Raw genomic sequence first — 23,446 nt, forward strand, 5'->3', positions numbered from 1 at the left:
CGAGTTCGCTTTTGATGGCGATGATTCACACCTTTGGCGGCGGCAGCCCCCTTGTAACCGGCCAGTAACCGCAGTCATCCAGCGCTACATCGAACTACTCGGGGTAGCTCTCAATTTCTGCCCTTTCCGAAGGAAGAAGGGGCGGCGATCCTCTCTCGCCACGGATCGAAGACCTAATGCTCATCGGGAAGTAGGTCGGCGCCGCGACGACCCCGCCGCCGGCGAAGGCCCGCACCCGGCCGCCCTGAAGCACGCCGCCGCGGGCGAACGCCGCGTCCGCCCCCACGCTCGAGCCGAGCAGGCCGTCGACCAGGCCGGTGAGGCCGGTGCGGACCGGCTTGAGCGCGGCCTGGACCGCCGCCCCGGCGAGCCGCGTGCCCAGCGACCCGAGCACCCCGTCGAGCTGCCGCCCGGAGCTGAGGCTTCGGGTCAGGGCCGTCGACAGGCTCTGCCCGAAGCGCTGGGCGAGCTTGTCCAGGGTGTCGAGCTGCTTGATGCGGGCGGCGTTCGCCCGGTCGAGGTCGGTCTCCGCCATGGTGGCCTCCAGCGACGCGGACGGGCGTCAGGTTGCGTCCGGATGGTCGGCGATCAGCCGCGCCAGCCCGTCGCGGCCGAGCGCTCCGCCCCCGGTGCGGAGACCGGCGGCGGAGAGCAGCTCGCGCGGCGTGGCGCGCCAGAAATCGCGCGGGCGCCAGCGCAGGCGTCCGAGCCCGAGCGCCAGCGCGTCGTCCCACGGGAAGGCGGGCATCGGGCCCGGCGCGCTCCCGCCCGTGGGGCTCAAGGGTCCGCGGGCGGTTCCCCGAAGGCGGCGACGAGCGCCTCGCCGAGGGCGCCGGTGAGGGGCCCCAGGCCGCCGGCCAGCGGCAGGGCGGCGACCGCCGCGTCGTCGAGGGCGTGGCCGCCGCCCCGGAGCGCCGCGCCCAGCAGCGCGATCAGGTCGCGCGCCGCGAGCCGGCCGGAGGAAAAGCGCTCGGCCAGGCCGACGAGGTCGCCCGCCCGCAGCGCGGCCTCGAGTTCCGCCAGGGCGCCGAGCGTCAGGCAGAGGGTGTAGCGGGTGCCGCCGAGATCGAGCGGCACCTCGCCGCGCCTGCGGTTGACCATGAAGGGGTTCTCCTGGGTGGCCTTCGACCGGAACCGGCCGAAGGCGTCCGCCGCACCGGCGGCGGCGCGCGGTCGCGCTTGCTTCCCGAGGTCGGGATGCTCGTCTTGGTGGCCTTCGACCGGAACCGGCCGACGGCGTCCGCCGCACCGGCGGCGGCGCGCGGTCGCGCTCGCCGACCGACGTCGGGATGCCCGTGCCGGCTCAGAGCGCGGTGAAGGCGATGGCGCCGGCCGATTCCAGGCTCATGTCGAAGGTGACCTCGCCGGCATGATCCCCGCGGTATTCCAGCGCGGTGATCTGGAACGGCCCCTCGAGGGTGCCGAAGGCCGGCACCACCACCTGGAAGGTCTCGATGACCCCGTCGAAGAACACCTGCCGCAGGCGCAGGTCGGAGGCCTCGTCGCGGAACACGCCGGAGCCCGAGATCGCGGCCCGGCGCGCGCCGGCACCGGCGAGGAGCTCGCGCCAGCGCCCGGCGGAATCGGCGTTGGTGACGTCGACGGCCTCGGCGTTGAACGCGATCTGGCGGGCGCGCAGGCCCGCCACCGCGACGAAGCCGCCAGCGCCGTTGCCGGCACGGACCAGCAGGTCCTTCCCCTTCTGCGCGGTCATGTCGGGTTCCTTTCGGTGACGGCCTGGAGCGTGAGGACGGCGCGGGCCTCGCCGGTGCGCTCGTCGCGCCGCGCCGCGATGGCCTGGACGCGCAGGGTCACGAGGGCGTGGCCGGTGAGCGCCAGGGCCGGATCGGCGACGAGGAGCGACATCCGCTCGGCGGCGTCGAGCGCGGTGCGGACCGAGCCGGGCCGGGCGAACACCACGAGCGCGTGGCTGTGCTGGTGGCGGACGGCGCCGTCGACGGAATCGTCGCGGATCTCGGCGTCGCCGAACAGGGCGTAGACCGGCTGCGCGCCGGCCGGCGGCTCGTCGTAGAGCCGGAACGTGCCCCCCATCAGCCGGGCGAGCGCGGCATCGGTGGAGAACCGCGCGATGAGCGCCGCGCGCAGGGCGAGGAGCGGGCTCGGCGCCGGCGGGGCGAGGGCCGTGCCGGGCGATGCGTCGGTCATGGGCTCGCCTCCGACAAAGCCTCAACGTGGCAGACGAGGTCGCGGCCGCGCTCGTCCGGATCGACGATCGTCCGGATGGCGAAGCGGCGCGGGCCGGCGGCGAGCCGCATCGCCGGCGTGAGCCCGGTGCGCGCCCGCAGGGTGATGCGGTGGGTCGCGACGCTGTCGTCGTGCCCGCCGCGGAGGCGCTCGACGGCGCCGACCGGCTCGATCGCCCCCCACAGCACCGGCCCGGCGACGTAGCGCCGGAGGATGCCGCCGAACCCGTCGGACTCGTCAACCGGCAGCTCCAGCACGAGCCGGCGCCGGCGCGTGCCGATCGCCCGCGGAACGGTGTCGGGCATGGTGGCCTCCGGGGTACGGGACATCGCGAAGCCGGTTCGGGCGAGCGCGTCCGGCGGCGCGGATCACAGCCGCAGACGGCGGAACGGCGCGGTCGCCGACGCGAGGTCGGCCCCGTCCGAGAAGGCGTCGTCGCCGCGGTGCTCGTACCGGGCGGCGGCGCGCCGCAGCACGGCGAGCCTCAGCGGCGGCGGGATCGGAGGCCCGTCGCCGCCGTATCCGGCCACGAGATCGACCAGCACGGCGCGCCCGGCCGCATCGGGGATCGCGGCGAAGAGCAGGCCCGGCGCCTCGATCCGGTCGGCGGCGAGGCTCGCCGAGCCCGCGGCGAATTCGGCGATGCCGCCATCCGCCGCGGAGAACCCGGCGCGCACCAGGGCGACGAGGGGACTCAGCGGCACCGGCACGCGCCCGTCCGCGGGCAGCCGGCCCAGCACCATCCGCCAAGTGCCGGGCACGAGGATGCGCCGGGTCTCGGCCTCGACCTCGCTGCGGGCGGCCGCGATCAGGCCGGCGAGCAGGTCGTCCTCGGTGGCGTCGTCCGGGTCGAGGCGCAGGTAGCCGCGCAGCTCGGGCACGCTCACCGGCTCGACGACGGCGCCGGCCACGCGTATCGGCATCATCGCGCATCTCCATGAAGCGTGGATCGAGGGGTCTCGATGGTGTTCGGACAGCGCGTTCCCCGCCCGGCCGCGATCGGCCTGGCGTGGCTCGCGACCTTGGCGTGGGCCGGCGGGCCGGCGCATGCCGTGATCGGCGGCGCCGAGGCGACGCCCGAGGGCGCGGTGATGGTGCTGTCGTCGAAGGGCGGGGTCTGCTCCGCCGTGGTGGTGGCGCCGGACACGGTGCTCACCGCCGGCCATTGCGCCGGCGCGGGCCTCGAGCACCGCATCCATTTCCGCGACGCGTCCGGGCAGCCGGTCCTCGTCGAGGTCGCGGCCCGGGCGGTCCATCCGGGCTATGATGCCGGGGCGATCGCCGGCCGGCGGCGCTCGATCGACCTCGCGCTGCTGCGCACGGCGACGCCGCTGCCGCCGCGCTTTTCCCCGGCGACGTTCAGCACTGCGAGCCCGCGGGCCGGCGAGACGCTGACGCTGGCCGGCTACGGCGCCGAGCGGCCCGGCGACCCGCGCTCGACCGGCACCTTCCGCAGCGTCGCCCTGCCGGTGATCGAGCCCTACGGCCCGAGCCGCATCCTGGTCTGGCTCAAGGCGGCGGGCCGCGCCGGCGGCTGCCAGGGCGATTCCGGCGGCCCGGTCTCGGACGCGGCGGGCGTCGTCGCCGTCACCGCCTGGATCGGCGGCGCCTGCGGTGGCCTGACCCAGGCCGTCCGCGTCGCGCCGCAGCGCGACTGGCTCGACCGCACGCTCGCCGGCTGGGACCGGACGGCGCGCTGGCACTGAGCCGGCGGTCCCGCCGGCCCCGAGGAACCGAACCTTGGCCGACGGATTGCTTTACGTTAGGCTTCAACCCCACCTGCCGAGAGCGCCCTCGGCCCCCGGAGAGAACGATGCTCGCCACTGTGCTCCGCGGCGCCCTGCTCGGCGGCCTGTCCGTCGGCCTCCTCGGCTCGCTGCCGGCACCGGCTTCGGCCGTGATCAACGGCGAGGTGACCCGCGACCCGAACGGCACGCGCAACTTCGTGGTGCGGATCGAGAGCACCCAGGGCGAGATCTGCTCGGGCACGCTGATCGCGCCCGATCTCGTGCTGACCGCAGCCCATTGCGTGATGCAGCCGGCCGGCTACAGCATCGTGGCGGTCGACCGCGGCTTCCGCCAGCGCCGCGTCTCGGTGATCGCCGCCTCGATGCATCCCGAATTCGTCCCCGGCACCACGCCGGAGGACCAGCCGGGCGTCGACCTCGCCCTGCTCAAGCTCGAGCAGCCGCTCGGCACGGACTACGCGCCCCTCGATCCGCGCGGCGCCGGCTCGATCGGCAACGGCGACGCGGTCGACATCGCCGGCTTCGGCGTCGTCGCCGAGAACCGCCGCAACACCGCCCGCACGCTGCGCCAGGCGCACCTCGTCTCGATCGGGTCGCTGCAGGTCGCCAACCGGGTCACCGTCGTCACCGACCGCCGCCGCATGGCCGAGACCGCCGGCGCCGGCGCCTGCCTCGGCGATTCCGGCGGCCCGATCCTGTCGGGCGGCCCCGGCGGCTACCAGATCGTCGGCGTGGTGAGCTGGTCGAGCGGGGCGATGCGCCAGGACGCCCGCCGCCGCACCGCCTGCGGCGGGTTCACGGCGGTGACGCCGGTGGCCGAGCACACCGGGTGGATCGCGGCACGCTCGGCCGAGCTTTCCCGGATCGAGGTCGGCCAGGCGATGCCGGCCGGCCGCGGCAACCGCTCGGATTGGATGGCCCGGCCCGGGCGCAACCGCTGAACCCCGACCCGAACCGGAATTTGCAGAAGGACCAGGTTTCACGTGCGGTCGCGCGATCGTCGCCCGTGCATCTGGTCGATTGCATTTTCAATTCACTGAATGATACCGCTTGATGCGACGGCGCCGACGCATCCGGCCTCACCCGGAACGCGATGCGGCTGCGCTCCCGGGAGCATCGCTCATGTTCGACGGCTCGACACCCGCCACGCCCTCGCTCGCCTCGGCGCTCATCGCCTTCGGGTTCGTCGGCGCCTGGGAGACGAACGTCGCGGCCGGGCGCTCGGTCCTCGACGAGGGCGCCTGCGACGTGATGGCGGGCGACGCGTCGCTCGCCGGCAAGCCCCTCACGCTCGACGAGTCGCTCGCGCGCATCCACCCGGAGGATCGCGGCTGGGTGTTCGACCGGATCAGGCAGGTGCGCGAGACCGGCGGTTCGTTCTCCGCCGACTTCCGGATCGTCACGGAAGGCGGCGACATCCGCTGGATCCGCAACCGCGGCCACGTGACCCGGACGGAGACCGGCATGCACGGCCACGGCGCCTTCTTCGACGTCACCGACACGCGCGCGAAGCTCGACGTCCTGCCCCGGCCGAAGCTCCGCCTGCTGCCCCCGGCCGATCCGCTGGAGCAGGCCGCCGACCAGATCCTGGCCGCCCGCGTGGCGATCGACCGGACCGGGCAGAAGCGCCTGCGCACCCTCGTCGATACGCTGCTGCTGGAGGTGGGCCGCGCCCTGGCACGGCGCCAGGGCGCGTGAGGCCGGCCCGGGGCGGGCCGTCGACGCGGGCGGGGACGCCGCCCGCGGCCCGGATCAGGCGAACTTCAGCAGCTTGATCGCGGCGAAGTCCTGCACGCCGCCGCCGACGCGCTTGGTGGTGTAGAACAGCACGTAGGGCTTGGCGGAATACGGGTCGCGTAGCACCCGCAGGCCGGTGCGGTCGACCACGAGGTAGCCGCGGCGGAAATCGCCGAAGGCGAGCGCGAGGCTGCCGGCGGCGATGTCGGGCATCGCCTCGGCCTCCGTCACCGGGAAGCCGAGCAGGGTCGCGGCCCGGTCCGAGGCGGTCGGCGGCAGCCAGAGATAGTTGCCCTCGTTGTCCTTGAACTTGCGGATCGCGCTCTGCGTGCGCCGGCTCATCACGAAGCCGGCGTTCTGGCGGTAGCCGGCCTTGAGGCCGTAGACGAGGTCGAACAGCACGTCGGCCGGGTTCGCCGCCGGGAAGGCGCCGGCCGTGCCGGTGCCGACGATCCCGATCTTGCCCGGCACCCAGGCGTCGTTGCCCACGGTGTCGTAGCTGAGGAAGCCACGCGGGCGGCTGACGCCGTTGCCGGTGACGAAGGCGACGCTCTCCTGCTCGGAGAACGCGGTCTCGACCTCGTCGGCGAGCCAGGCGTCGATGTCGACCACGGCGTCGTCGAGCAGGGTCTGGGTCGCGGCCGGCATGGCGTAGAGCTCCATCGCCGGGAAGTTCAGCTCCGACAGCACCGGCCCGTCGGTGGCCGGGCGCGGCGCGGTCTCGGCGATCCAGCCGGCGATTGGGGCGCCGGTCGCCACCGCGCGCTTGTACTGGCCGCCCGAGATGGTGCGGACGCTGGCGATGGCACGAATCGGCGACAGGTCGGCGAGGCGCTTGAGCACCTCGCGCTCGATGGTCTACGGCACGAGGTAGCCGCCGTCCGGCCCGGATCCGGCCGAGAGCGCCTTGGCCTCCAGGCTCTTCAGGCCGCCGCTCTCGCCGGCGCGGACGTAGAGGTCGAACGCCGTCTTGTGCTCGTCGGCGGCCGCATCGCGCGGCTGCTCGGGCCGGCCGAGCGGCGGGCGGGCGCGGTCCAGGGTGATCCGGTCGAGGCGCGTCCGGGCACTGTCCAGCGCCGCATCGATCCGCGCGAGCTTCTCCTCGGTGAGCACGTCGGGCCCGAGCCGGCCCTCGATCTGGGCGAGCCGGGTGTCGTTGGTCTCCTTGAAGGCCTCGAAGGCCTGGGTCAGCCCGTCGAAGGCGTCCCGCGCGGTGCCCGGCTCGGCGCCGGGCCGCCCGGCCTTGTTCTCCAGCAGCACGCGATCGGACTTGGTCTCGAAGGTCTCGTGACGGGTCATGTGAGCCTCACCGTTGGAATGAAAAGTTACGCGCGGATCCCTCCCCCTCTGCGGGGGAGGGAAGAACGTGGGCGCCCGCCGCCTCTCACCACCCGGAGGGGGTGGCGGAGCGCCCGGCGGCACGCACCGGCGCGAGGCGCCGGGCGAAGGCGCGCAGTTCCGCCGGCAGCGGGGCGTTCGCGACGCGCGCCCCCGGCTGCAGCGGGAAGGTCACCAGGGAGATCTCCCAGAGATCCACCGCGTGCAGTTGCCGAAAGCCGCCGCGCGGGCGCGCCTCCAGGGTGCGGAAGCCGATCGACAGACCGTCGAGGGCGCCGTCCCGCATCAGCGCGTCGATCTCGCGCGCCCGCTGCACCGCGAGGTTGAGGCGACCCTCGACGCGCAGGCCGCGCCCATCCTCGGCGAGCGCCTGCCAGCGCCCGATCGGCTCGGCGGGATCGTGCTGCCACAGCATCCGCACGCCGGCGGCGCCGCGCTGCCGCAGGCTCGCGGCGAAGGCCCCCGCCTGCACGATGTCGCGCCCGAGGTCGGGCACGCCGAACAGGCTGGCATAGCCGGTGAAGTGGCCGTCCATGGCGGTCTCCCGTGGCGGGCAGGGAAAGATCGGGCTGCGCCGGAGCCTCAGGCCCCAGGCTCCGGGGCTTCGGGCGGGTAGCCCACCGCCGCGCGCTTCTCGGCCGGCGTCAGGAAGTCGGCCGCCTGCACCCGGCGCCACAGCGACTCGCGCTCGCTGGCCAGCGCCTCGATCGCGTCGAGATCCGGCTCGAGGCGGACGTCGCCGAAGGCCGGCGCGAGCCAGTGCGCGAGCGCCTCCGCCGTGCGGCGGGCGAGCGGCACCAGGGGTCTGGCGGTAGAAGGCGCGGTTGGCCTCGGCGTAGTTGGCGTGGGTGTTGTCGCCCGGAAGCCCGAGGAGCAGCGGCGGCACGCCGAAGGCCAGGGCGATCTCGCGCGCGGCCGCGGCCTTCGCCTCGACGAAGTCCATCTCCTTGGGCGACAGCGCCAGCGGCTTCCAGTCGAGCCCGCCTTCGAGCAGCAGCGGCCGCCCGGCATTGCCGGCGCCCTGGTAGTTCGCCTCCAGCTCGGCCTTCAGCCGCACGAACTGCGCCTCGCTCAAGCTCGCCCCGGCACCGGCGAAGACCAGCGCGCCGGAGGGGCGCGCCGCGTTGTCGAGCAGCGCCTTGTTCCAGGCCCCGGCCGCGTTGTGGATGTCGAGGGAGATCGCGGCCGCCTCCATCGGCGACAGGCCGTAATGGTCGTCGGTGGGGTGGAACAGGGCGAGATGCAGGATCGGCGGCACGGCGCCGGCCTGATCGTAGGCGACGCGGCGGCCGCCGACCTCGTAGACGTAGCCGGCCGGCCAGCCGTCGGGCCCCGGCACCACCCGCATCCGGTCGGGGCGCAGCGCGAACAGGGCGCGCGGGATCCCGTCGAGCGACACCGCCTCGAGATAGGCGTTCCCGGACACCATCAGGTGCCCGTACAGGGTCTCCAGCAGGCGGGTGCCGCCCTCGCGCGGGTTCGGCCGCGCCAGCAGCGCGGCGATCGGGTGGTCGGCCGCCTCCGCGCCGGTGACGACCAGCGGGATCGACGCGGCGCCCTCGGCGACGAGCCGCACGGCGCGGTGGACCACGGCGTTGCGCTGGTAGCCCTCGCGGGCGAGCGCGGTGCCGTCGCGCGCGGTCCAGACGGCGCGGGCGTCCCCGTAGAGGGCGACGCTCGGCCCGGAGAGCGGGGCCGCCTTCACGGCCGGCACGTAGCCGGCGGCGCGCGCCAGCCTCGTCAGCAGGGTCGGCATCGGGCGCCTCCTCGAAATGCGTGTTGTCCGACGCCTCATGGGTCGAAACCCATGAGGCCCGGCGGATGGCCGCCGCCCCGCAGTCGCGTGGGCCGGCATCAGAAGCTGCGGATGCGCGGCTCGGCGCGGGGCGCGAGCAGCAGGTGCGTCACCGCCCAGACCAGGGCGTCGAGGCGGTCGGGCGAGGCGCCGGACGAGAGCCCGTCCGGCCCAAAATCGCACAGCTCGTCCTCGAGCGCCGGCAGCGCCCCGACGTGGCGGACGCGCGCTTGCGCGTAGAGCAGCGAGACTGGCTCGGCCCGCAGGTATTTTCCCCGTGTGGCGCGCACCGGGGTCACCGGCACCGCCGGATCACACTGGGCGAGCACGGCGGTGGCCATCTCGCCGCCCTGGTTGACCTCGACCACGAGCCCGTCGGCACCGAGGCGGTGGTAGAGCGCGAGCGCGGCGTTGGCCCAGGCCTGCGGGCTGGCGCGCGCCACCGTCGCGTCGGCGAGCACGTAGGCGGTCTCGCCCAACGCCCCGACCGCGACGATCCCGCAGGCATCGGCCGAGCGGCCCGAGCTCGCCGGCGGGTCGACCGCGACGACGATGCGGGGCAGATCGGGTGCCGCGGCGACGCGGGGCGCCTCGATCATCTCGCGCGTCCACAGGGCGTCGGCCCGGTCGTCGATCAGCTCGCCGTCGAGCTCCTGCCGCCCGAGGCGGGTGCCGGCGTAGCGCCCGACCACCGCCTCCAGGAAGGCGGGGGCGAGGTTTCGGGCGTTGTCGGCGGTGCGGGCCTTCGTGACCACGCAGCGCGGGTCGGCGATCAGCCGGCGGATCAGCGGGATCGGCCGCGGCGTGGTGGTGACGAGGTTGCGCGGGCGGGCGCCCAGCCGCAGCCCGAATTGCAGCATGTCGAAGGCGGCATCCGGCCGGCGCCACTTGGCGATCTCGTCCGACCACGCCGCGCCGAATTGCGGGCCGCGCAGGGAATCCGGCTCCTCGGCCGAGAACGCCGACGCCACCGCCCCGTTCGCCCACTCGACCCGGCGCCGGCTCGGCGACCAGCGCGGGCGGCTGCCGCGCTCGGGCAGCCCGAGCAGGCCCGACGGGCCCTCGATCATCACGTCGCGCACGTCGGTGAAGGCCGGGTCGCCGCGGGCGAGCGCGTCGACCCACTCCGCCCCCGTCCGCGTCTTGCCGCAGCCGCGGCCGCCGATTACCGCCCAGGTGGTCCAGTCGTCCTCCCAGGGCGGCGGAAGCTGGTCGGGCCGCGCCTGATGCAGCCAGTCAAGCGCCAGCGCCCGGAGGAGCGGCGGCGGCAGGCTCGCCAGAAAGGCGGCCATCCGGCCGGTCGCCGCGGCATCCTCCATAGCGGCGCGCGATCTCCGCGCGGAGGCCCGGAAGGTCGAGGGCGGAAGGGGTTCGGCCGTCGCCATCGCCCTCCCCTTCGCTGGCGGGATCGTCGGCGGCGAGGTCGTCGAGCAGGCGCTTCAGGCCCCCGAGATCGCGCAGGGTCCGCGCGGAATCGATCACCGCCGCCCCCTCGCCGCGCAGAGCCGCATCAAACGTCGCGATCTGCCGGCCGATATGCGCACGCAGCCGCCGCCGCAGCACCGGGAGGTCGGCGGGTGCGCGCACCGGATCGCCGCACCGTTCGAGGGCGGCGAGATCGGCCAGGATGTCGTCGGTCCCGCGCGGGCGGACCGGGCGCGTCCGCGCCCATCCGCGATCGCGCATCCAGCCCGTCACGGTCGTCTGCGGGAGCCCGGCGGCGGCGGCGATCCGCGCGAGGCTGGCCTCGCCGTGCCGCACCAGCCGTTCCACGGCGGCGACGACCTCCGGCGGGACGGCCCCGGCTGCGCTGCCCATCCGCCGCCTCCCGAGACCGTCTCGTCACACTTCTGGAGCGTGCGGTTCTTATGCCGGAGGAGCGTGCCGATGTCAAGCCCATAATCCTGATAACGATATTTTTTCCTTCTCTATGGGGTTTGCTGCGGGATCCCGGTTCGTGCGACGAGGCCGGCTTCCCAGGCGGGCCGGAGCGCCGACCGACGATGCAGGACGCGACGCACGACACCCTCGACGCCCTCCGCCGGGGCGACCTTGCCGGGGCGCGCACCTTGCGCCTGCCGGCCGCCGGCCTGACCGTGCTCCCGCCCGAGATCTTCGGGCTGGCCGACACGCTGGAAGTGCTCGACCTCTCGGGCAACGCGCTCACCGCCCTCCCCGACGATCTCGGCCGCCTGACGCGGCTGCAGGTGCTGTTCTGCTCGGGCAACCCGTTCGCCACGTTGCCGCCGGTCCTGGGGGATTGCAGGGCGCTGAGCCAGGTCGGGTTTCGCGGCTGCGGCCTCGCGGAGGTGCCGGGCGAGGCGCTGCCGCCGCGCCTGCGCTGGCTGACGCTCACCGACAACCGGATCGCGCACTTGCCCGACGCGCTCGGGCACCGGCCGCGGCTGCGGAAGCTGATGCTCTCGGGCAATCGCCTGCGCAGCCTTCCGGACAGCTTGGCGGGCTGCGACGACCTCGAGCTGATCCGTCTCGCGGCCAACCGCCTCGACGCGCTGCCCGCCTGGCTTCCGGCCCTCCCCGCCCTCGCCTGGACCTCCTGGGCCGGCAACGCGTTCGAGGGCGATGCGCCGCGAGCCTCGGCCGCCCTGGTCCCGTTCGCCGATCTCGACGCGGGCGCGCTCCTCGGCGAGGGCACGTCGGGCCGGGTCCACCGCGCGCTGTGGCGCCCCGGCGGCACCGCGCCGCCGCGGCCGGTCGCGCTCAAGCTGTTCAAGGGGACGATGACAAGCGACGGCCTGCCCGAGCGGGAGATGGAGGCCTGCCTCGCGGCCGGGGCGCACCCGAACCTCACCGGCGCGCTCGGGCGGATCACCGGCCACCCGGACGGGACCGACGGGCTGCTGATGCCGCTCCTGCCGCCGGACCGGCGCGTGCTCGCCGGGCCGCCGAGCCTCGCGAGCTGCAGCCGCGACGTCTACGACCCGGCCCTGCGCCTCGCCCCGGCGGCGCTGCTGCGCCTCGTCCGCGGCCTCGCCGCGGGCCTCGCCCATCTCCACGCGCGCGGGCTGCTGCACGGCGACGTCTACGGCCACAACATCCTGTGGGACGCCGCCACCGGCGAGGCGGTGCTCAGCGATTTCGGCGCGGCCTCGGTGCTGCCCGACGGGCCGCCCGGCGTAGCCCTGCAGCGGGTCGAGGTCCGCGCCTTCGGGCTGCTGATCGGCGAGGTGCTGGACCGTGCGCCCGCCGATTTCCCGGAGGCGGCGGCCCTGCGCGATCTCGAGCGCGCCTGCGTGCAGGCCGAGGTCGGCGCGCGCCCGGCGATGGCGGAGGTGGTGCGCGCCGTCGGATGATGACGGTGCGGCGCGCGACCGCGCGGTCGGCCACGCCCTCGATCGCGCGGAAGAGCGTCTCAAGAGCGGTCCAGCGCAGGCCATCCCGTTCAGCGAACCGGCTTGCGAAAGCGTGGCAAGGATCCGACGGGGCGCGTCCAGTCATCGCCGGCTTGCGTCAACGGTCCAGCTTGTATCCGGCGCTCGCGCGCGTCGTCATACTCTTGCCGTTTCGGTCGTTCATCTGCGCGTCACCGCACAAGATGTAGAGTCGAGGTTTGATTCCCCGGCACCCCGACGGTCCGTCCGCCGGCCGCTCCCGTTCAACAGCAAGGTCCTGAATGTCGAAGCTCACCCCGATCGCCCTCGTCGGCCTCCTCTCGGGCGCGATCCTCACGCCGGCCGCCGCCGGCGAGCCGGGGGCCTTCAACGGGACCTGGGCCGTCGATCTCGTGACCGAGAGCGGCCTGTGCGACGCGCGCTACAGCACCTCGGTCGCGATCCGCGACGGGCAGGTGCGCGCCGCGTCGGCGGCGACGGCCGCCCGGGTCAGCGGGCAGGTCGGGGCTGACGGGACGGTGGGCCTGAGCGTCTCGAACGGCGCCGCGAGCGGCGCGGCCTCGGGTCGGCTGCAGGCGCAGGGCGGGGCCGGGACCTGGAAGGTCTCGGCTTTGTGCTCCGGCCGCTGGACGGCGCGGCGCAACACCACGCGCACCGCCCAGGCCGAGTAGGCGGCAGGCCGCCCCGGGACGGTTTCTCGCCGCTCAGGCGGCGGCGAGCCAGGTGCGGGCCTCGTCGAGGCGGGCGCGCTCGAACACCTTGATCTGGGCCGGCGAGACGAAGCCAAAGGTCTCGGCGACGACCTTGAGCCACTGCGCGTCGGTGACGAGCGCCACGTGGCTGATGCCCTTCATCATCGACAGGCCGAAGCGCGGGTCCTTGAAGAAGGCGGCCGGCTCCATGCCCTCGAAGGCGCGGATGTCCTCCAGCAGCTTGAGCTTGCCGCCCTTGTCGAGGTCGGCCTTCATCGCGGTCATCACCGCGTTCATCTCCTCGTCCGTGATCTTCCCGTCGACCACGATCTCGGCGACGCTGGACTCGGGCTTCTTGGTGTAGCTCAGCACGATGCGCGCTCCTGAAATGGACGCCGCCGGTCGGGACTTCGGCGGCGCCGCACCTTCCTACAAAACGCGATCCCGGTCGCCTACAAAAAGCTCTGCGGGTCGACGTCGATCGCGACGCGCACGTTGCCGCGCACCTTCGGCCCGCGCGCCAGCCAGTCGCGCAGGTAGCTCTGCAGGTCGACGTTGCGCTCGGTCTTGACCAGGAGGCGGAAGCGGTAGCGCCCGCGCACCAGCGCCAGCGGCGCCTCGGCGGGCCCGAGCACCATCACGCCGTCCGGCGGCTCGGCGGCCCGGGCCAGCGCCTGCCCGTGGGCCTCGGCCGCCGCGCGGTCGTTGGCGGAGACGATCAGCGCCGCGAGCCGCCCGAACGGCGGCAGGCCGGCCGCCTCGCGGGCGGCGATCTCCTCCTCGTAGAAGCGCTCCGAATCGCCCGACAGCAGGGCCGCGATCACGGGGTGCTCGGGCTGGTAGGTCTGCACCAGCGCGCGGCCCGGCCGTTCGCCGCGGCCGGCGCGGCCGGTCACCTGCTGCAGCAGCTGGAAGGTGCGTTCGGCCGCCCGCGGATCGCCCGAGGTCAGGCCGATATCGGCGTCGAGCACGCCGACGAGCGTCAGGTGCGGGAAGTTGTGGCCCTTGGCCACGAGCTGGGTGCCGATGACGATGTCGCATTCGCCCGCCGCCACCGCCTCGAGCTCCATCCGAAGCCGCTCGGCGCCGCCGGGAAAGTCGCTCGACAGCACGATGATCCGGCGATCCGGGAAAAGCTCGGCGGCCTCCTCCGCGATGCGCTCGACCCCGGGGCCGCAGGGGGTGAGGTTGTCGAAGGTGCCGCATTCCGTGCAGGCGTCCGGCCGGCGCTCGCTGTAGCCGCACTGGTGGCAGACCAGGGCCTTGCGGAAGCGGTGCTCGACCAGCCAGGTCGAGCAGTTCCGGCACTGGTAGCGGTGGCCGCAGGCGCGGCACAGCGTCAACGGCGCGTAGCCGCGGCGGTTGAGGAACAGCAGCGCCTGCTCGCCGGCGGCGAGGTTGGCCTTCACCGCGTTGATCATCGGCGGCGACAGGAAGCGCCCGCGCTCCGGCTTGTCGAGGCGCATGTCGATCGCCTGGATGTCGGGGAGGCGGCGGCCGCCGAAGCGCTCGGGCAGCCGCACGCGCCGGTAGCGCCCGCGCTCGACGTTGACCCGCGTCTCGATCGAGGGCGTCGCCGAGGCCAGCACCACCGGGCAGCCCTCGAGCTTGGCCCGCACCACGGCCATGTCGCGGGCGTGGTAGTGCACGCCGTCCTCCTGCTTGTAGGCGCTCTCGTGCTCCTCATCGACCACGATCAGGCCGAGCTTCCGGAACGGCAGGAACAGGGCCGAGCGGGCGCCGACCACCACCCGGACCTCGCCGTCCGCGACCCCGGCGCGCAGCCGCTCGCGCCGCCGCCCGCCGATGCCGGAATGCCAGGCCGCCGGACGCACGCCGAAGCGCTGGGCGAAGCGGTCGAGAAACTGCGCCGTCAGCGCGATCTCGGGCATCAGGATCAGCGCCTGCCCGCCTGAGCGGACGCACTCCGCCACCGCCTCGAAGTAGACCTCGGTCTTGCCCGAGCCGGTGACGCCCTCGAGCAGGACGGCGCCGCTCCCGCCCGCCTCCGCGGGGGCGGCGACCAGGTCCGCGACCGCCGCGGCTTGCGCCTCCGACAGCGGCACCCGCGGGAACTCCGGATCGGGGGGGAGCGCCACCGGCTCGGGCGCGAGCGCCACCGTCTCCAGCGCGCCGTCGTCGATCAGCCCGTCGACCACCGAGAGCGAGACCTCGGCCGTCTTGGCGAGCACGCTCTTGCCCCGGATCTCGCCGTCGGCGGCGACCCCCAGAACCTTGTCCCGGGCCTTGGTCGGGCGGGCCGGGAGCTTGCCGGTGGTGCGGACGCCGACGCGGACCACCTCGGCGGCGGCCGCCTCGTCGGGCAGGCGCAGCACCATGGCGAGGGCCGAGCCCTTCGGGGCCAGGGTGTAGCGCGCGATCCAGTCCACCAGCCTGCGCAGCGGCTCGGAGAGCGGAGCCACGCCGAGATGGCCGGTGACCGGCCGCAGGTTCGAGCCGCCCGCCGTCTCCGCCACGCCCCAGACCACGCCGACCGTCTCGCGCGGCCCGAGCGGCACCTGCACCACGTCGCCCGCCGCCAGCGCCAGGCCCGCGGGCACCGCGTAGCTGTAGGCGGTGTCGATCGCGAGCGGGATCAGGATCTCGGCGACGTGCGGCATGGACCTGGGCGTTGGGTTGCGGGGACCGACGGCATGTTCCGGTTTTGTACCATGAAACGCGCCGTCACGCAGAGGTCGTGCCTTCCGACGGCGGGCGCAAGCGCGGAACGAGCGGCAGCGCGGCAAGGCTCAGCACCGCCATCGCCCAGAAGCCGCGGCCGTGGAAGGCCGAATACAGCGGGCCGGACGCGAGCGTCGCCGCCGCGCCGGCGAGCCCGAGGCCGACGGTGCCGTAGAGCGTCAGCGCCGTGGCGCGGGCGGCCGGCGGCACGGTCCGCTCGATCAGCCCGAGGCAGGCGAGATGCAGGAGCGCGAAGCTCAGGCCGTGCAGGGACTGGATCGCGGCGAGCCAGGGCAGCGCCACCGTCTCGGCCTGCACCGCCCAGCGCAGCGCGCTGGCGCCGGCGGCGACCGCGAGGCCGCCCGGCAACCCGATCCGCGCCAGCAGCGGCGGGCCGGCGATCAGGAACACGAACACCTCCGCCGCCACCGCCTCGGCCCAGAGCAGGCCGGCGGCGCCCGCCCCGATGCCGGCTTCGCGCCACAGGATCATCGCGAAGGCGTCGTGCATCGCGTGCGCGCCGATCACCAGGGCGGCGACCAGCACCGTGCGGCGGAAGGCGGGAAGGCGGAGGACGTCGGCGAAGCCGATCCCGAGTGCGGCGACGGGCCCGTCGCGCGCGACGTCGGCGTCCCGCCCGGCGAGCGCCGCCGCGCCGGCGGCCGCGAACAGCACCGCTCCGGCGACGAGGCCGGCCGCGAGCCCGAACCCCTGCACCAGCCAGCCGGCGGCACCGACGCCGGCGATGAAGGCGGCCGAGCCGGCGCCCCGCACCCAGCCGTAGGGAAACGCGGCGCCGCCCCGCGCCGCGGCGAGCCCGAGCACGTCGGCGAGCGGGGCCAGCGGGGCGGTCGTCACCGCGTAGGCGAGGCCGACCGCGAGGAACGGCCAGAACCCGCGCGCGGGGAGATGCCCGAGGACCGCGAGCGCGGTGAGGCCGCAGGCTGCGGCGAGGATCGGGCGGGTCGCCGCGTGCCGGTCTGCGGAGCGCCCGGCGAGCGGGCCCGCCACGAGCCGCACCAGGGTCGCGGCGGCGAGCAGGATCGCGATCCGCTCCGGGGGCAGGCCGCCCGCGGCGAGCACGTTCGGCAGGATCGGCGAGATGCAGCCGTAGGCGCCGTAGAGCGCGGCGTAGAGCGCGAGGCAGCCGACGAGCCCGCCCCGCTTCATCCCCCGCCCCCGCGCGTGCCCGCCCCGGCGACAGCGTAGCACCGCGTGGCGCCGCGACGTGCGCGCATCTTCACGGGCGCCGCGGAGCGAACGGGCGGCGAAATCCGACCGCGCGTAAGCACGACGGCGCCGGGCCGGGCGAACCGGCACCGCTCTCGCCAGTTGTCGCAGCTTCAGGCCCCCGACGGGACCGCCAACCGGAGCTCGACATGGACATCGCCCCCGATACGGTCACCGAGATCATCCTGCGCCTGCGCGCGGTCGAGGTGAAGGAGGGCGCGACCGATCCGGATTCCGGCTCCAACGCCATCGACGACGGCGCCACCGACGTGCTCACCTCCGGCACCGACGACGCCACCGAATCGGAGCTGCGCGGCATGATCGCCGGCCTCAACGACGACGAGCGCGCCGACCTGCTGGCGCTGCTCTATGTCGGCCGCGGCGACATGGAGCCGGAGGAATGGGCCGACGCGGTCCGCTTCGCCCGCGAGCGCGAAGGCGCCGGCGACGGCGCGGTGAAGACGCTGCTCGGCACGCCGGATGCCGGCGACCTCCTGGAGGAGGGCATGGACGCCCTCGGCATCACGCCGGACCTGCCGCAGGGCTGAGCGAGGCCGGCTCCCCCTCCCCCCCTCTGCGGGGGAGGGAAGAGACGGTTACCTCTGCCAGAAGGCCCACACCGGAGAGGCGCCGGGCCCCCTCATTCCTCGCCGTCGTGAAGGGCGTAGAAGCCCTGGGCCGAGACCGCGCCGGCCGCGTCGCCGCCCGCGTCGAGCAGCATGCGCTCGCGGGCGCGCAGCTTCTCGGTCTCGCTCTTGAGCTGGCCGCAGGCGGCGAGGATGTCGCGGCCGCGCGGGGTCCGCACCGGCGAGGCGTAGCCGGCGTCGAACACGATCTCGGAGAAGCGCTCGATCCGCTCCCAGTCCGAGCATTCGTACCGGCTGCCGGGCCAGGGGTTGAACGGGATCAGGTTGATCTTGGCCGGGATGCCCTTGAGCAGCCGCACCAGCTCGCGCGCGTCGCCGTCGGTGTCGTTGACGCCCTTCAGCATCACGTACTCGAAGGTGATGCGGCGGGCGTTGTTGAGGCCGGGATATTCGCGGCAGGCGCGCATCAGCTCGGCGATCGGGTATTTGCGGTTCAGCGGCACCAGTTCGTCGCGGAGCTCGTCGCGCACGGCGTGGAGCGAGATCGCCAGCATCGCGTGCGCCTCCTCGCCGAGCCGCTGGATCTGCGGCACGACGCCGGAGGTCGACACCGTGATGCGCCGGCGCGACAGCGCGAGCCCCTCCGGGTCCGACATCGTCGCCACCGCGTCGACGACGTTCTCCAGATTGTAGAGCGGCTCGCCCATGCCCATGAACACGATGTTGGTCACGAGCCGCCCGACCTCGCCGCTGCCCGAGGCGTCGCGCGACGGGATCAGGCCGGGCCAGTCGCCGAGCGCGTCGCGGGCGACGACGAGCTGGGCGGTGATCTCGGCCGCCGACAGGTTGCGCACCAGGCGCTGCGTGCCGGTATGGCAGAACGAGCAGGTCAGCGTGCAGCCGACCTGGGACGAGACGCAGAGCGTGCCGCGGTCGGGCCCCGGAATGTAGACGCACTCGATCTCGGCGCCGCGGTTGTGGTCGTGCCGGCCGGTCGGGGCCATGCGCAGCAGCCACTTGCGGGTGCCGTCGCGCGAGACCTGCTGGCTGACCACCTCGGGCCGGTCGAGGGTGTAGGCGGCGGCGAGCTGCGCCCGCAGCGCCTTGCCGACGTTGGTCATCTGGTCGAAGTCCTGCGCGCCGCGGACGTTGAGCCAGTTCCAGAGCTGGCCCGAGCGCATCTTGCTCTCGCGCTCGCCGACGCCGACGGCGAGCAGGCGCTCCTTCAGCGCCGCCCGCGGCAGGCCGACGAGCGAGCTGCGCTGCCCGGGCACCGCCGCGGGTGCCGGCTCGGGCCGGAACTCGGGCGCCTTCTCGATGCCGGAGAAATCGCTGCCCGCGCGCCGGGCGGTGTCGAACGACGCCGTCGCCATGTTCTTGCAAAGACCTTGGAAATGAGGCGTCGAGCTATACGCGATCCGCGGCACGAACGCGAATGCGCGCCCGTCATGCCCGCTCCCTGCATGCCCGGATCCTGTGATCCGGGCAGCGGAGGGAAGGCCGCCCGCGACACCATGTGCGCCCGCGCACCCCGGCAGGGTCGCCCATGCGTCCAGTGCCTTGCGGGCGGCATCGTTCCCGCCACCTATGCGTCACACGGGGTGCGGCGTGCCGCCCCCACCCCATCCAAACACGGGAAGCCCATGCCTTCACTGCTCGATCCGATCCGCGTCGGTGCCATCGACGCGAAGAACCGCATCTGGATGGCGCCGCTGACGCGGGGACGCGCCACCCGCGAGCACGTGCCCACCCCCTTGATGATCGAATACTACGCCCAGCGCGCGAGCGCCGGCGTGATTCTCACCGAGGCGACCGGCATCAGCCAGGAGGGGCTCGGCTGGCCCTACGCCCCGGGGATCTGGAACGCGGCGCAGGTCGAGGCCTGGAAGCCGATCGTCAAGGCGGTGCACGACAAGGGCGGCCGCATCGTCTGCCAGATCTGGCACATGGGCCGCCTCGTTCACCCGGACTTCCTCGACGGCGCCGCGCCGATCTCGTCCTCCGCCACGACCGCGCCCGACGACGCGCACACCTACGCCGGCAAGAAGCCCTATGCCGAGGCGCGCGCCCTGCCGGTCGAGGAGATCCCGCGGCTGCTCGAGGATTACCGCAACGCCACCCGCAACGCGCTGGCCGCCGGCTTCGACGGCGTGCAGATCCACGCCGCCAACGGCTACCTGATCGACGAATTCCTGCGCGACGGCACCAACCACCGCACCGACGCCTACGGCGGCTCGATCGAGAACCGCGTGCGCCTGCTGCGCGAGGTGACGCAGGCCGTGGCCGAGGTCGCCGGCAAGGACCGCACCGGCGTGCGCCTGTCGCCCAACGGCGCGATCCAGGGCGCCAACGATTCCGATCCCGAGCCGCTGTTCGTGGCCGCGGCGAAGGCGCTGTCGGAACTCGGCATCGCCTTCCTGGAGATGCGCGAGCCCGGCCCGAACGGCACCTTCGGCAAGGCCGACCATCCGCCGATCGCCCCGGCGATGAAGCGGGTGTTCGACGGCGCGCTGATCCTCAACGCCGACTACGACGGCCGCAGCGGCCAGGCGGCGCTCGATGCCGGCGAGGCCGACGCGATCGCCTACGGCCGGACGTTCATCGCCAACCCGGACCTGCCCGCGCGCATCGCCGCCGACGCCCCGCTCCAGAAGGACGTGGCCGCGACCTGGTACAGCCAGGGCCCGGAGGGCTACGTGGACTACCCGACGCTCGACGCCGCGAAGGCGGCCTGAGGCGACTCCCGCGGCCCGCTCCCGTCCCTCGTCGGGGTGCGGGCCGCGAACGCGCCCACGAACGGGCGCTCGCGGCCCGCTTCGAACGAAACCGGCGCTTCGTCCGTTCCCGAACCTAGGCGCGGCGGCGCAAGCCGCCTATCTCTGGCTCGGGAATTCGGGAGCTGCCGATTACGATCGCGAGCCAGACGCGTGCGACCGAACGAGAGCGCTGGAACGAGGCCGAGCGGCTCGCGGAGCTTCGCGCGCTGCGGATCCTCGATACCGAGCCGGACCCGGCCTATGACGACCTCGCGCGGATCGCCGCCCTGGTCTGCGCCGTTCCGGTCTCGCTGATCGGCTTCGTCGATGCGCATCGGCAGTGGTTCAAGGCGGAGATCGGCTACGGCGAGCGCGAGACCGGCATCGACCGCTCGGTCTGCGTCCACGCCCTCCAGGCCGACGATTCGCACGCCGACGGGCTGTTCGTCATCACCGACCTGACCGTCGATCCCCGCACCCGCGACAACCCGGCGATCCGGGCCGAGAACGGGTTCCGCTTCTACGCCGCGGCGGTGATCCGCAGCCGGATCGGCGCCCCGATCGGCACGATGTGCGTCCTCGACCGCACCGCGCGGCCCGAGGGGCTCACCAGGGCCCAGGGCGACACCCTGGCCGCGCTCGCCCGCCAGATCTCGACCCTGGTCGAGCATCGCCGCACCCTCGCCGACGTCGACGCGCGGGAGCGCGAGCTGGCCGCGAGCGAGCGCCGCTTCCGGGTGATGACCTCGGCGATGCCGCAGATGGTCTGGACCACGCAGCCCGACGGCTTCCACGACTTCTACAACGACCGCTGGTACGAATTCACCGGCGTGCCCCACGGCTCCACCGACGGCGCCGGCTGGACCGACATGTTCCATCCCGACGACCAGGCGGAGGCCTGGAGCCGCTGGCGCCACAGCCTCGCGACTGGTGCGCCCTACGAGGTCGAGTACCGCCTGCGCCATCACAGCGGCGCCTATCGCTGGACCCTCGGGCGCGCGATGCCGATCCGCGGCGCCGACGGGCGGATCGAGCGCTGGTTCGGGACCTGCACCGACATCCACGACCTGAGGCAGGCGGTCGCCGACGCGCGCAAGCTCGCCGCCGTCGTCGAGACCTCGAAGGACTTCATCGGGCTGGCCACCGAGGACGGGCGGATCGCGCACCTGAACGAGGCCGCGCTGGCGCTGGTCGGGCTGCCCGACCTTGACGCCGCGCTGCGGACCACGATCGCCGACTACGTGACCCCCGAGAGCCGCGAAGCCCTCGAGGGCGTGGCAATGCCGGCGCTCGAGCGCGACGGCTGGTGGGAGGGCGAGCTCGCGTTCCGGCACTTCGCCACCGGCGAGGCCATCGCCGTGCTGTTCACGGTGTTCGCCGTGCGGGATGCGGCCGGCCGCCATGCCGGCTACGGCACGGTCACCCGCGACCTGCGCGAGCGCAAGCGCGCCGAGGAGGCGCGCGACCTGCTGATCAAGGAGCTGTCGCACCGGATCAAGAACATCTTCGCCGTGGTCGGCGGCATCGCCGCGCTCAGCGCCCGCAGCGATCCCGGCGCGCGCCCGTTCGCGAAGGCGTTCCGCGAGCGGCTCGGGGCGCTGGCCCAGGCCCACGAATACGTCCGCCCGCATTCCGCCGGCAGCGCGCCGCGGGTCGGCGGCCAGACCGTCCTCGGGCTGATGCGCCTGATCCTGTCGGCCTATGCCGAGGATGGGCGCTGCCGCATCGCCGTCGACGGCGACGATGCGGTCGTCGGCGAGCGCGCGGCGACCGCGCTGGCGCTGATCATGCACGAGCAGGCGACGAACGCGGTGAAGTACGGCGCGCTCTCCAACGAGGCCGGCACCGTCACGCTGACCGGGCGGCGGACCGATTCGCGCTACCGCCTGACCTGGGCCGAGCGCGGCGGGCCGCCCGTTCCCTCGGCCCCCACGCGCAAGGGCTTCGGCACGGAACTCGCCGAGCGCAGCGTCACGGGCCAGCTCGACGGCATCCTGGAGCACGATTGGGCGCCGAGCGGCCTCGTGCTGCACCTCGACGTCCCGGCGGAGACCCTGCGGTTCTGATCCGTCCCGCCCCGGCCCGCGGATATCGCCTCGTCGTCCTCGATTTCGACGGGACGCTCGCCGACACCTTTCCCTGGTTCTGCGGCGTGCTCGACGCGGTGGCCGACCGCTACCGCTTCCGCCGGGTCGCGGCGCACGAGACCGACGAGCTCCGCAGGCTCTCGGCGCGGGCGATCATGGCGCGCCTCGGCGTGCCGCGCTGGAAGCTGCCGCTGATCGCCCGCCACATGCACGGGCTCGCCGCGCGCGACGCCGCGCTGCTGCATCCGTTTCCCGGAACTTCGGAGATGCTGGCGGGGCTCGGCGAAGCGGGCGTCGCGACGGCCGTGCTCAGCTCGAACACCGAGGCGAACGTCCGGCGCGTGCTTGGGCCGGACGCCGCCCGGATCGGCCGCTACGCCTGCGGCGCGTCGGTGTTCGGCAAGGCACGGCGTCTCGGAAGCCTGCTGCGCCATGCGCGGATCGAGCCGCGTGCGGTGCTCTGCGTCGGCGACGAGCTGCGCGATCTCGACGCGGCGCGCGCGGTGGGCTGCGCCTTCGGCGCCGTCGCGTGGGGCTACACCGACGGGGCGACCCTGTCGGCGGCCCGTCCGACCTGATGTTCGCCGAACCCGCGCAGATCGTGGAGGCCGTCCTGTCGGCACGACGATGAGCCCTCGCGGGGCCGCCTCCCTCCCCCCGCAGAGGGGGGAAGGACGGTTCGGGGTCGGGCCTTCGCCCGACGCCTCACATGCCGCGCTGGGCGCCCGGGACCACGCTGGCGCCGTTGCCGCTGCCGAAGGGCTCGTACTTGGTCAGGCCCTTGAACAGCTGGCTCAGGAAGGCGCGGTCGGCGCCGCTGGTCGGCGTGGTGCGCTCGATGAAGTCGAACACCTTGCCGTCCTGCAGGCCGTACAGGGCGACGCGCTCAACCTTGAAGGCGGGGGTGAAGTACACCGCCGTGACCTTCTGGTCCTCGACCTGCTCGCCGAGGAACAGGACCGTGCGCGAGGTGTTCTGGGAGATGTAGTACCAGGACTTGTTGCCGACGGTGGAGACCGTGGACGGGGTGCCCAGCGTCTGCAGCACCTGCTCCGGGCTCATGCCGGGCTTGACGGTGGCGAGCGCCGCTTGGTCGATCTGGTAGCCGTGGCGAAGCTCCTCGCCGATGCAGCCCGACAGGCCGAGGCCGAGCAGGCCAACGAGGCCGAGGCGCGCGAGAGACGGAACGAGACGGCGCGACATCGGCCACCCTATGTTGCTGATGGGACGGGACGC

25 protein-coding genes and 2 pseudogenes are annotated in these 23,446 nt (G+C 74.1%); 9 read left to right on the plus strand and 18 right to left on the minus strand.

The genetic code is table 11. The features are described 5' to 3' along the window. Positions 1-94 precede the first annotated feature (94 nt). The 7 genes from MKK60_RS15115 to MKK60_RS15145 all read right to left on the minus strand — a co-directional run bounded on the left by MKK60_RS15115 (position 95) and on the right by MKK60_RS15145 (position 3,131). Positions 95-535, minus strand: a complete 441-nt coding sequence (locus tag MKK60_RS15115; RefSeq protein WP_243986907.1) for a phage tail tape measure protein — start codon at positions 533-535, stop codon at positions 95-97. A 27-nt stretch (positions 536-562) separates the two neighbouring features. After that, entirely contained in the window at positions 563-748 is a 186-nt protein-coding gene (locus MKK60_RS15120) for a phage tail assembly chaperone (protein WP_147844810.1), read from the minus strand. Positions 749-777: 29 nt separating this feature from the next. Beyond that, positions 778-1,101, minus strand: coding sequence for a gene transfer agent family protein (locus MKK60_RS15125; RefSeq protein WP_243986908.1), 324 nt, complete (start codon positions 1,099-1,101; stop codon positions 778-780). 202 nt (positions 1,102-1,303) lie between these two features. Then, positions 1,304-1,714 (minus strand): phage major tail protein, TP901-1 family, encoded by a 411-nt coding sequence (locus MKK60_RS15130; protein ID WP_147844728.1) that lies wholly within the window; start codon positions 1,712-1,714, stop codon positions 1,304-1,306. Further along, entirely contained in the window at positions 1,711-2,166 is a 456-nt protein-coding gene (locus MKK60_RS15135) for a DUF3168 domain-containing protein (RefSeq protein WP_147844727.1), read from the minus strand. Before MKK60_RS15135 ends, MKK60_RS15130 begins: the two co-directional genes overlap by 4 nt. After that, complete coding sequence (locus MKK60_RS15140; protein WP_243986909.1) at positions 2,163-2,510, minus strand: head-tail adaptor protein; 348 nt, start codon at positions 2,508-2,510, stop codon at positions 2,163-2,165. Before MKK60_RS15140 ends, MKK60_RS15135 begins: the two co-directional genes overlap by 4 nt. A gap of 63 nt (positions 2,511-2,573) precedes the next feature. Then, a complete protein-coding gene (locus MKK60_RS15145) occupies positions 2,574-3,131 on the minus strand; it encodes a hypothetical protein (RefSeq protein WP_243986910.1) in 558 nt (185 codons plus the stop codon). A 36-nt stretch (positions 3,132-3,167) separates the two neighbouring features. Between MKK60_RS15145 and MKK60_RS15150 the strand changes: the two genes are divergently transcribed. From MKK60_RS15150 to MKK60_RS15160, 3 genes are all read left to right on the plus strand, one after another. Beyond that, positions 3,168-3,911 carry a S1 family peptidase gene (locus MKK60_RS15150; RefSeq protein ID WP_243936887.1) on the plus strand — a complete coding sequence of 248 codons (744 nt, stop codon included), beginning with the start codon at positions 3,168-3,170 and terminating at the stop codon, positions 3,909-3,911. Between the two features lie 107 nt (positions 3,912-4,018). Continuing rightward, a complete protein-coding gene (locus tag MKK60_RS15155) occupies positions 4,019-4,894 on the plus strand; it encodes a S1 family peptidase (RefSeq protein WP_147843740.1) in 876 nt (291 codons plus the stop codon). Positions 4,895-5,075: 181 nt separating this feature from the next. Next, a complete protein-coding gene (locus tag MKK60_RS15160) occupies positions 5,076-5,651 on the plus strand; it encodes a PAS domain-containing protein (protein WP_243986912.1) in 576 nt (191 codons plus the stop codon). A gap of 54 nt (positions 5,652-5,705) precedes the next feature. On the opposite strand, the pseudogene MKK60_RS15165 reads toward MKK60_RS15160, so the two are convergent. The 5 genes and pseudogenes from MKK60_RS15165 to MKK60_RS15185 form a co-directional block, all read right to left on the minus strand. Next, positions 5,706-6,989: pseudogene (locus MKK60_RS15165) on the minus strand (phage major capsid protein). A gap of 85 nt (positions 6,990-7,074) precedes the next feature. Then, on the minus strand, positions 7,075-7,563 hold the full coding sequence (locus MKK60_RS15170; protein ID WP_243937291.1) for an HK97 family phage prohead protease: 489 nt from the start codon (positions 7,561-7,563) through the stop codon (positions 7,075-7,077). 47 nt (positions 7,564-7,610) lie between these two features. Next, positions 7,611-8,784 (minus strand): annotated as a pseudogene (locus MKK60_RS15175) (phage portal protein). A gap of 98 nt (positions 8,785-8,882) precedes the next feature. Next, positions 8,883-10,115: a DNA-packaging protein gene (locus MKK60_RS15180; protein WP_243986920.1), complete on the minus strand. Its 1,233-nt coding sequence runs from the start codon at positions 10,113-10,115 to the stop codon at positions 8,883-8,885. After that, positions 10,060-10,641 carry a hypothetical protein gene (locus MKK60_RS15185; protein ID WP_243986922.1) on the minus strand — a complete coding sequence of 194 codons (582 nt, stop codon included), beginning with the start codon at positions 10,639-10,641 and terminating at the stop codon, positions 10,060-10,062. The genes MKK60_RS15180 and MKK60_RS15185 overlap by 56 nt, the downstream gene beginning before the upstream one ends. 185 nt (positions 10,642-10,826) lie before the next feature. Here MKK60_RS15185 and MKK60_RS15190 point away from each other — a divergent pair, with 185 nt between their 5' ends. Together MKK60_RS15190 and MKK60_RS15195 are read left to right on the plus strand one after the other, a co-directional pair. Continuing rightward, the gene (locus MKK60_RS15190; RefSeq protein ID WP_243986925.1) at positions 10,827-12,137 is read left to right on the plus strand and encodes a leucine-rich repeat-containing protein kinase family protein; all 1,311 of its coding nucleotides are present in this window, start codon (positions 10,827-10,829) and stop codon (positions 12,135-12,137) included. A gap of 320 nt (positions 12,138-12,457) precedes the next feature. After that, a complete protein-coding gene (locus MKK60_RS15195; RefSeq protein ID WP_147729391.1) occupies positions 12,458-12,847 on the plus strand; it encodes a hypothetical protein in 390 nt (129 codons plus the stop codon). Between the two features lie 33 nt (positions 12,848-12,880). On the opposite strand, the gene MKK60_RS15200 is transcribed toward MKK60_RS15195, so the two are convergent. The 3 genes from MKK60_RS15200 to MKK60_RS15210 form a co-directional block, all read right to left on the minus strand. After that, positions 12,881-13,240 carry an STAS/SEC14 domain-containing protein gene (locus tag MKK60_RS15200; RefSeq protein WP_147729390.1) on the minus strand — a complete coding sequence of 120 codons (360 nt, stop codon included), beginning with the start codon at positions 13,238-13,240 and terminating at the stop codon, positions 12,881-12,883. Positions 13,241-13,320: 80 nt separating this feature from the next. Further along, the gene (locus tag MKK60_RS15205; protein ID WP_243986930.1) at positions 13,321-15,489 is read right to left on the minus strand and encodes a primosomal protein N'; all 2,169 of its coding nucleotides are present in this window, start codon (positions 15,487-15,489) and stop codon (positions 13,321-13,323) included. A 64-nt stretch (positions 15,490-15,553) separates the two neighbouring features. Continuing rightward, the gene (locus MKK60_RS15210; protein WP_243986932.1) at positions 15,554-16,720 is read right to left on the minus strand and encodes an MFS transporter; all 1,167 of its coding nucleotides are present in this window, start codon (positions 16,718-16,720) and stop codon (positions 15,554-15,556) included. A 209-nt stretch (positions 16,721-16,929) separates the two neighbouring features. Here MKK60_RS15210 and MKK60_RS15215 point away from each other — a divergent pair, with 209 nt between their 5' ends. Continuing rightward, the gene (locus tag MKK60_RS15215) at positions 16,930-17,328 is read left to right on the plus strand and encodes a DUF3775 domain-containing protein (protein WP_147725621.1); all 399 of its coding nucleotides are present in this window, start codon (positions 16,930-16,932) and stop codon (positions 17,326-17,328) included. 92 nt (positions 17,329-17,420) lie between these two features. Here the strand turns inward: MKK60_RS15215 and rlmN are convergent, their stop codons facing one another. Continuing rightward, positions 17,421-18,740, minus strand: a complete 1,320-nt coding sequence (rlmN, locus tag MKK60_RS15220) for a 23S rRNA (adenine(2503)-C(2))-methyltransferase RlmN (protein ID WP_243986936.1) — start codon at positions 18,738-18,740, stop codon at positions 17,421-17,423. Between the two features lie 270 nt (positions 18,741-19,010). On the opposite strand from rlmN, the gene MKK60_RS15225 reads away from it, so the two are divergent. Then, entirely contained in the window at positions 19,011-20,102 is a 1,092-nt protein-coding gene (locus MKK60_RS15225) for an alkene reductase (protein ID WP_147725623.1), read from the plus strand. On the opposite strand, the gene MKK60_RS15230 is transcribed toward MKK60_RS15225, so the two are convergent. After that, positions 20,069-20,554, minus strand: coding sequence for a hypothetical protein (locus tag MKK60_RS15230; protein WP_243936917.1), 486 nt, complete (start codon positions 20,552-20,554; stop codon positions 20,069-20,071). The genes MKK60_RS15225 and MKK60_RS15230 overlap by 34 nt on opposite strands. Positions 20,555-20,692: 138 nt before the next feature. On the opposite strand from MKK60_RS15230, the gene MKK60_RS15235 reads away from it, so the two are divergent. Together MKK60_RS15235 and MKK60_RS15240 are read left to right on the plus strand one after the other, a co-directional pair. Beyond that, positions 20,693-22,189 carry a sensor histidine kinase gene (locus tag MKK60_RS15235; RefSeq protein WP_243986937.1) on the plus strand — a complete coding sequence of 499 codons (1,497 nt, stop codon included), beginning with the start codon at positions 20,693-20,695 and terminating at the stop codon, positions 22,187-22,189. Then, on the plus strand, positions 22,129-22,788 hold the full coding sequence (locus tag MKK60_RS15240) for an HAD hydrolase-like protein (protein WP_409567407.1): 660 nt from the start codon (positions 22,129-22,131) through the stop codon (positions 22,786-22,788). The genes MKK60_RS15235 and MKK60_RS15240 overlap by 61 nt, the downstream gene beginning before the upstream one ends. Before the next feature lie 127 nt (positions 22,789-22,915). Here MKK60_RS15240 and MKK60_RS15245 read toward each other — a convergent pair whose 3' ends face one another. Beyond that, a complete protein-coding gene (locus MKK60_RS15245; RefSeq protein ID WP_147842188.1) occupies positions 22,916-23,413 on the minus strand; it encodes an outer membrane protein assembly factor BamE in 498 nt (165 codons plus the stop codon). Positions 23,414-23,446: the final 33 nt, after the last annotated feature.

It is taken from the genome of Methylobacterium sp. J-092, from assembly GCF_022829325.1.
Lineage (GTDB): Bacteria > Pseudomonadota > Alphaproteobacteria > Rhizobiales > Beijerinckiaceae > Methylobacterium.

Excerpts from the sequence above, each read along its gene's own strand:
- MKK60_RS15140 (WP_243986909.1), bottom strand. The coding sequence starts at position 2,510 with ATGCCCGACACCGTTCCGCGGGCGATCGGCACGCGCCGGCGCCGGCTC.
- MKK60_RS15195 (WP_147729391.1), top strand. The coding sequence starts at position 12,458 with ATGTCGAAGCTCACCCCGATCGCCCTCGTCGGCCTCCTCTCGGGCGCG.
- MKK60_RS15245 (WP_147842188.1), bottom strand. The coding sequence starts at position 23,413 with ATGTCGCGCCGTCTCGTTCCGTCTCTCGCGCGCCTCGGCCTCGTTGGC.
- MKK60_RS15125 (WP_243986908.1), bottom strand. The coding sequence starts at position 1,101 with ATGGTCAACCGCAGGCGCGGCGAGGTGCCGCTCGATCTCGGCGGCACC.
- MKK60_RS15135 (WP_147844727.1), bottom strand. The coding sequence starts at position 2,166 with ATGACCGACGCATCGCCCGGCACGGCCCTCGCCCCGCCGGCGCCGAGC.
- MKK60_RS15145 (WP_243986910.1), bottom strand. The coding sequence starts at position 3,131 with ATGATGCCGATACGCGTGGCCGGCGCCGTCGTCGAGCCGGTGAGCGTG.
- MKK60_RS15120 (WP_147844810.1), bottom strand. The coding sequence starts at position 748 with ATGCCCGCCTTCCCGTGGGACGACGCGCTGGCGCTCGGGCTCGGACGC.
- MKK60_RS15235 (WP_243986937.1), top strand. The coding sequence starts at position 20,693 with ATGTGCGTCCTCGACCGCACCGCGCGGCCCGAGGGGCTCACCAGGGCC.
- MKK60_RS15155 (WP_147843740.1), top strand. The coding sequence starts at position 4,019 with ATGCTCGCCACTGTGCTCCGCGGCGCCCTGCTCGGCGGCCTGTCCGTC.
- MKK60_RS15115 (WP_243986907.1), bottom strand. The coding sequence starts at position 535 with ATGGCGGAGACCGACCTCGACCGGGCGAACGCCGCCCGCATCAAGCAG.
- MKK60_RS15210 (WP_243986932.1), bottom strand. The coding sequence starts at position 16,720 with ATGAAGCGGGGCGGGCTCGTCGGCTGCCTCGCGCTCTACGCCGCGCTC.
- MKK60_RS15160 (WP_243986912.1), top strand. The coding sequence starts at position 5,076 with ATGTTCGACGGCTCGACACCCGCCACGCCCTCGCTCGCCTCGGCGCTC.
- MKK60_RS15180 (WP_243986920.1), bottom strand. The coding sequence starts at position 10,115 with ATGGCCGCCTTTCTGGCGAGCCTGCCGCCGCCGCTCCTCCGGGCGCTG.
- MKK60_RS15205 (WP_243986930.1), bottom strand. The coding sequence starts at position 15,489 with ATGCCGCACGTCGCCGAGATCCTGATCCCGCTCGCGATCGACACCGCC.
- MKK60_RS15130 (WP_147844728.1), bottom strand. The coding sequence starts at position 1,714 with ATGACCGCGCAGAAGGGGAAGGACCTGCTGGTCCGTGCCGGCAACGGC.
- MKK60_RS15190 (WP_243986925.1), top strand. The coding sequence starts at position 10,827 with ATGCAGGACGCGACGCACGACACCCTCGACGCCCTCCGCCGGGGCGAC.
- MKK60_RS15225 (WP_147725623.1), top strand. The coding sequence starts at position 19,011 with ATGCCTTCACTGCTCGATCCGATCCGCGTCGGTGCCATCGACGCGAAG.
- MKK60_RS15170 (WP_243937291.1), bottom strand. The coding sequence starts at position 7,563 with ATGGACGGCCACTTCACCGGCTATGCCAGCCTGTTCGGCGTGCCCGAC.
- MKK60_RS15185 (WP_243986922.1), bottom strand. The coding sequence starts at position 10,641 with ATGGGCAGCGCAGCCGGGGCCGTCCCGCCGGAGGTCGTCGCCGCCGTG.
- rlmN (WP_243986936.1), bottom strand. The coding sequence starts at position 18,740 with ATGGCGACGGCGTCGTTCGACACCGCCCGGCGCGCGGGCAGCGATTTC.
- MKK60_RS15215 (WP_147725621.1), top strand. The coding sequence starts at position 16,930 with ATGGACATCGCCCCCGATACGGTCACCGAGATCATCCTGCGCCTGCGC.
- MKK60_RS15150 (WP_243936887.1), top strand. The coding sequence starts at position 3,168 with ATGGTGTTCGGACAGCGCGTTCCCCGCCCGGCCGCGATCGGCCTGGCG.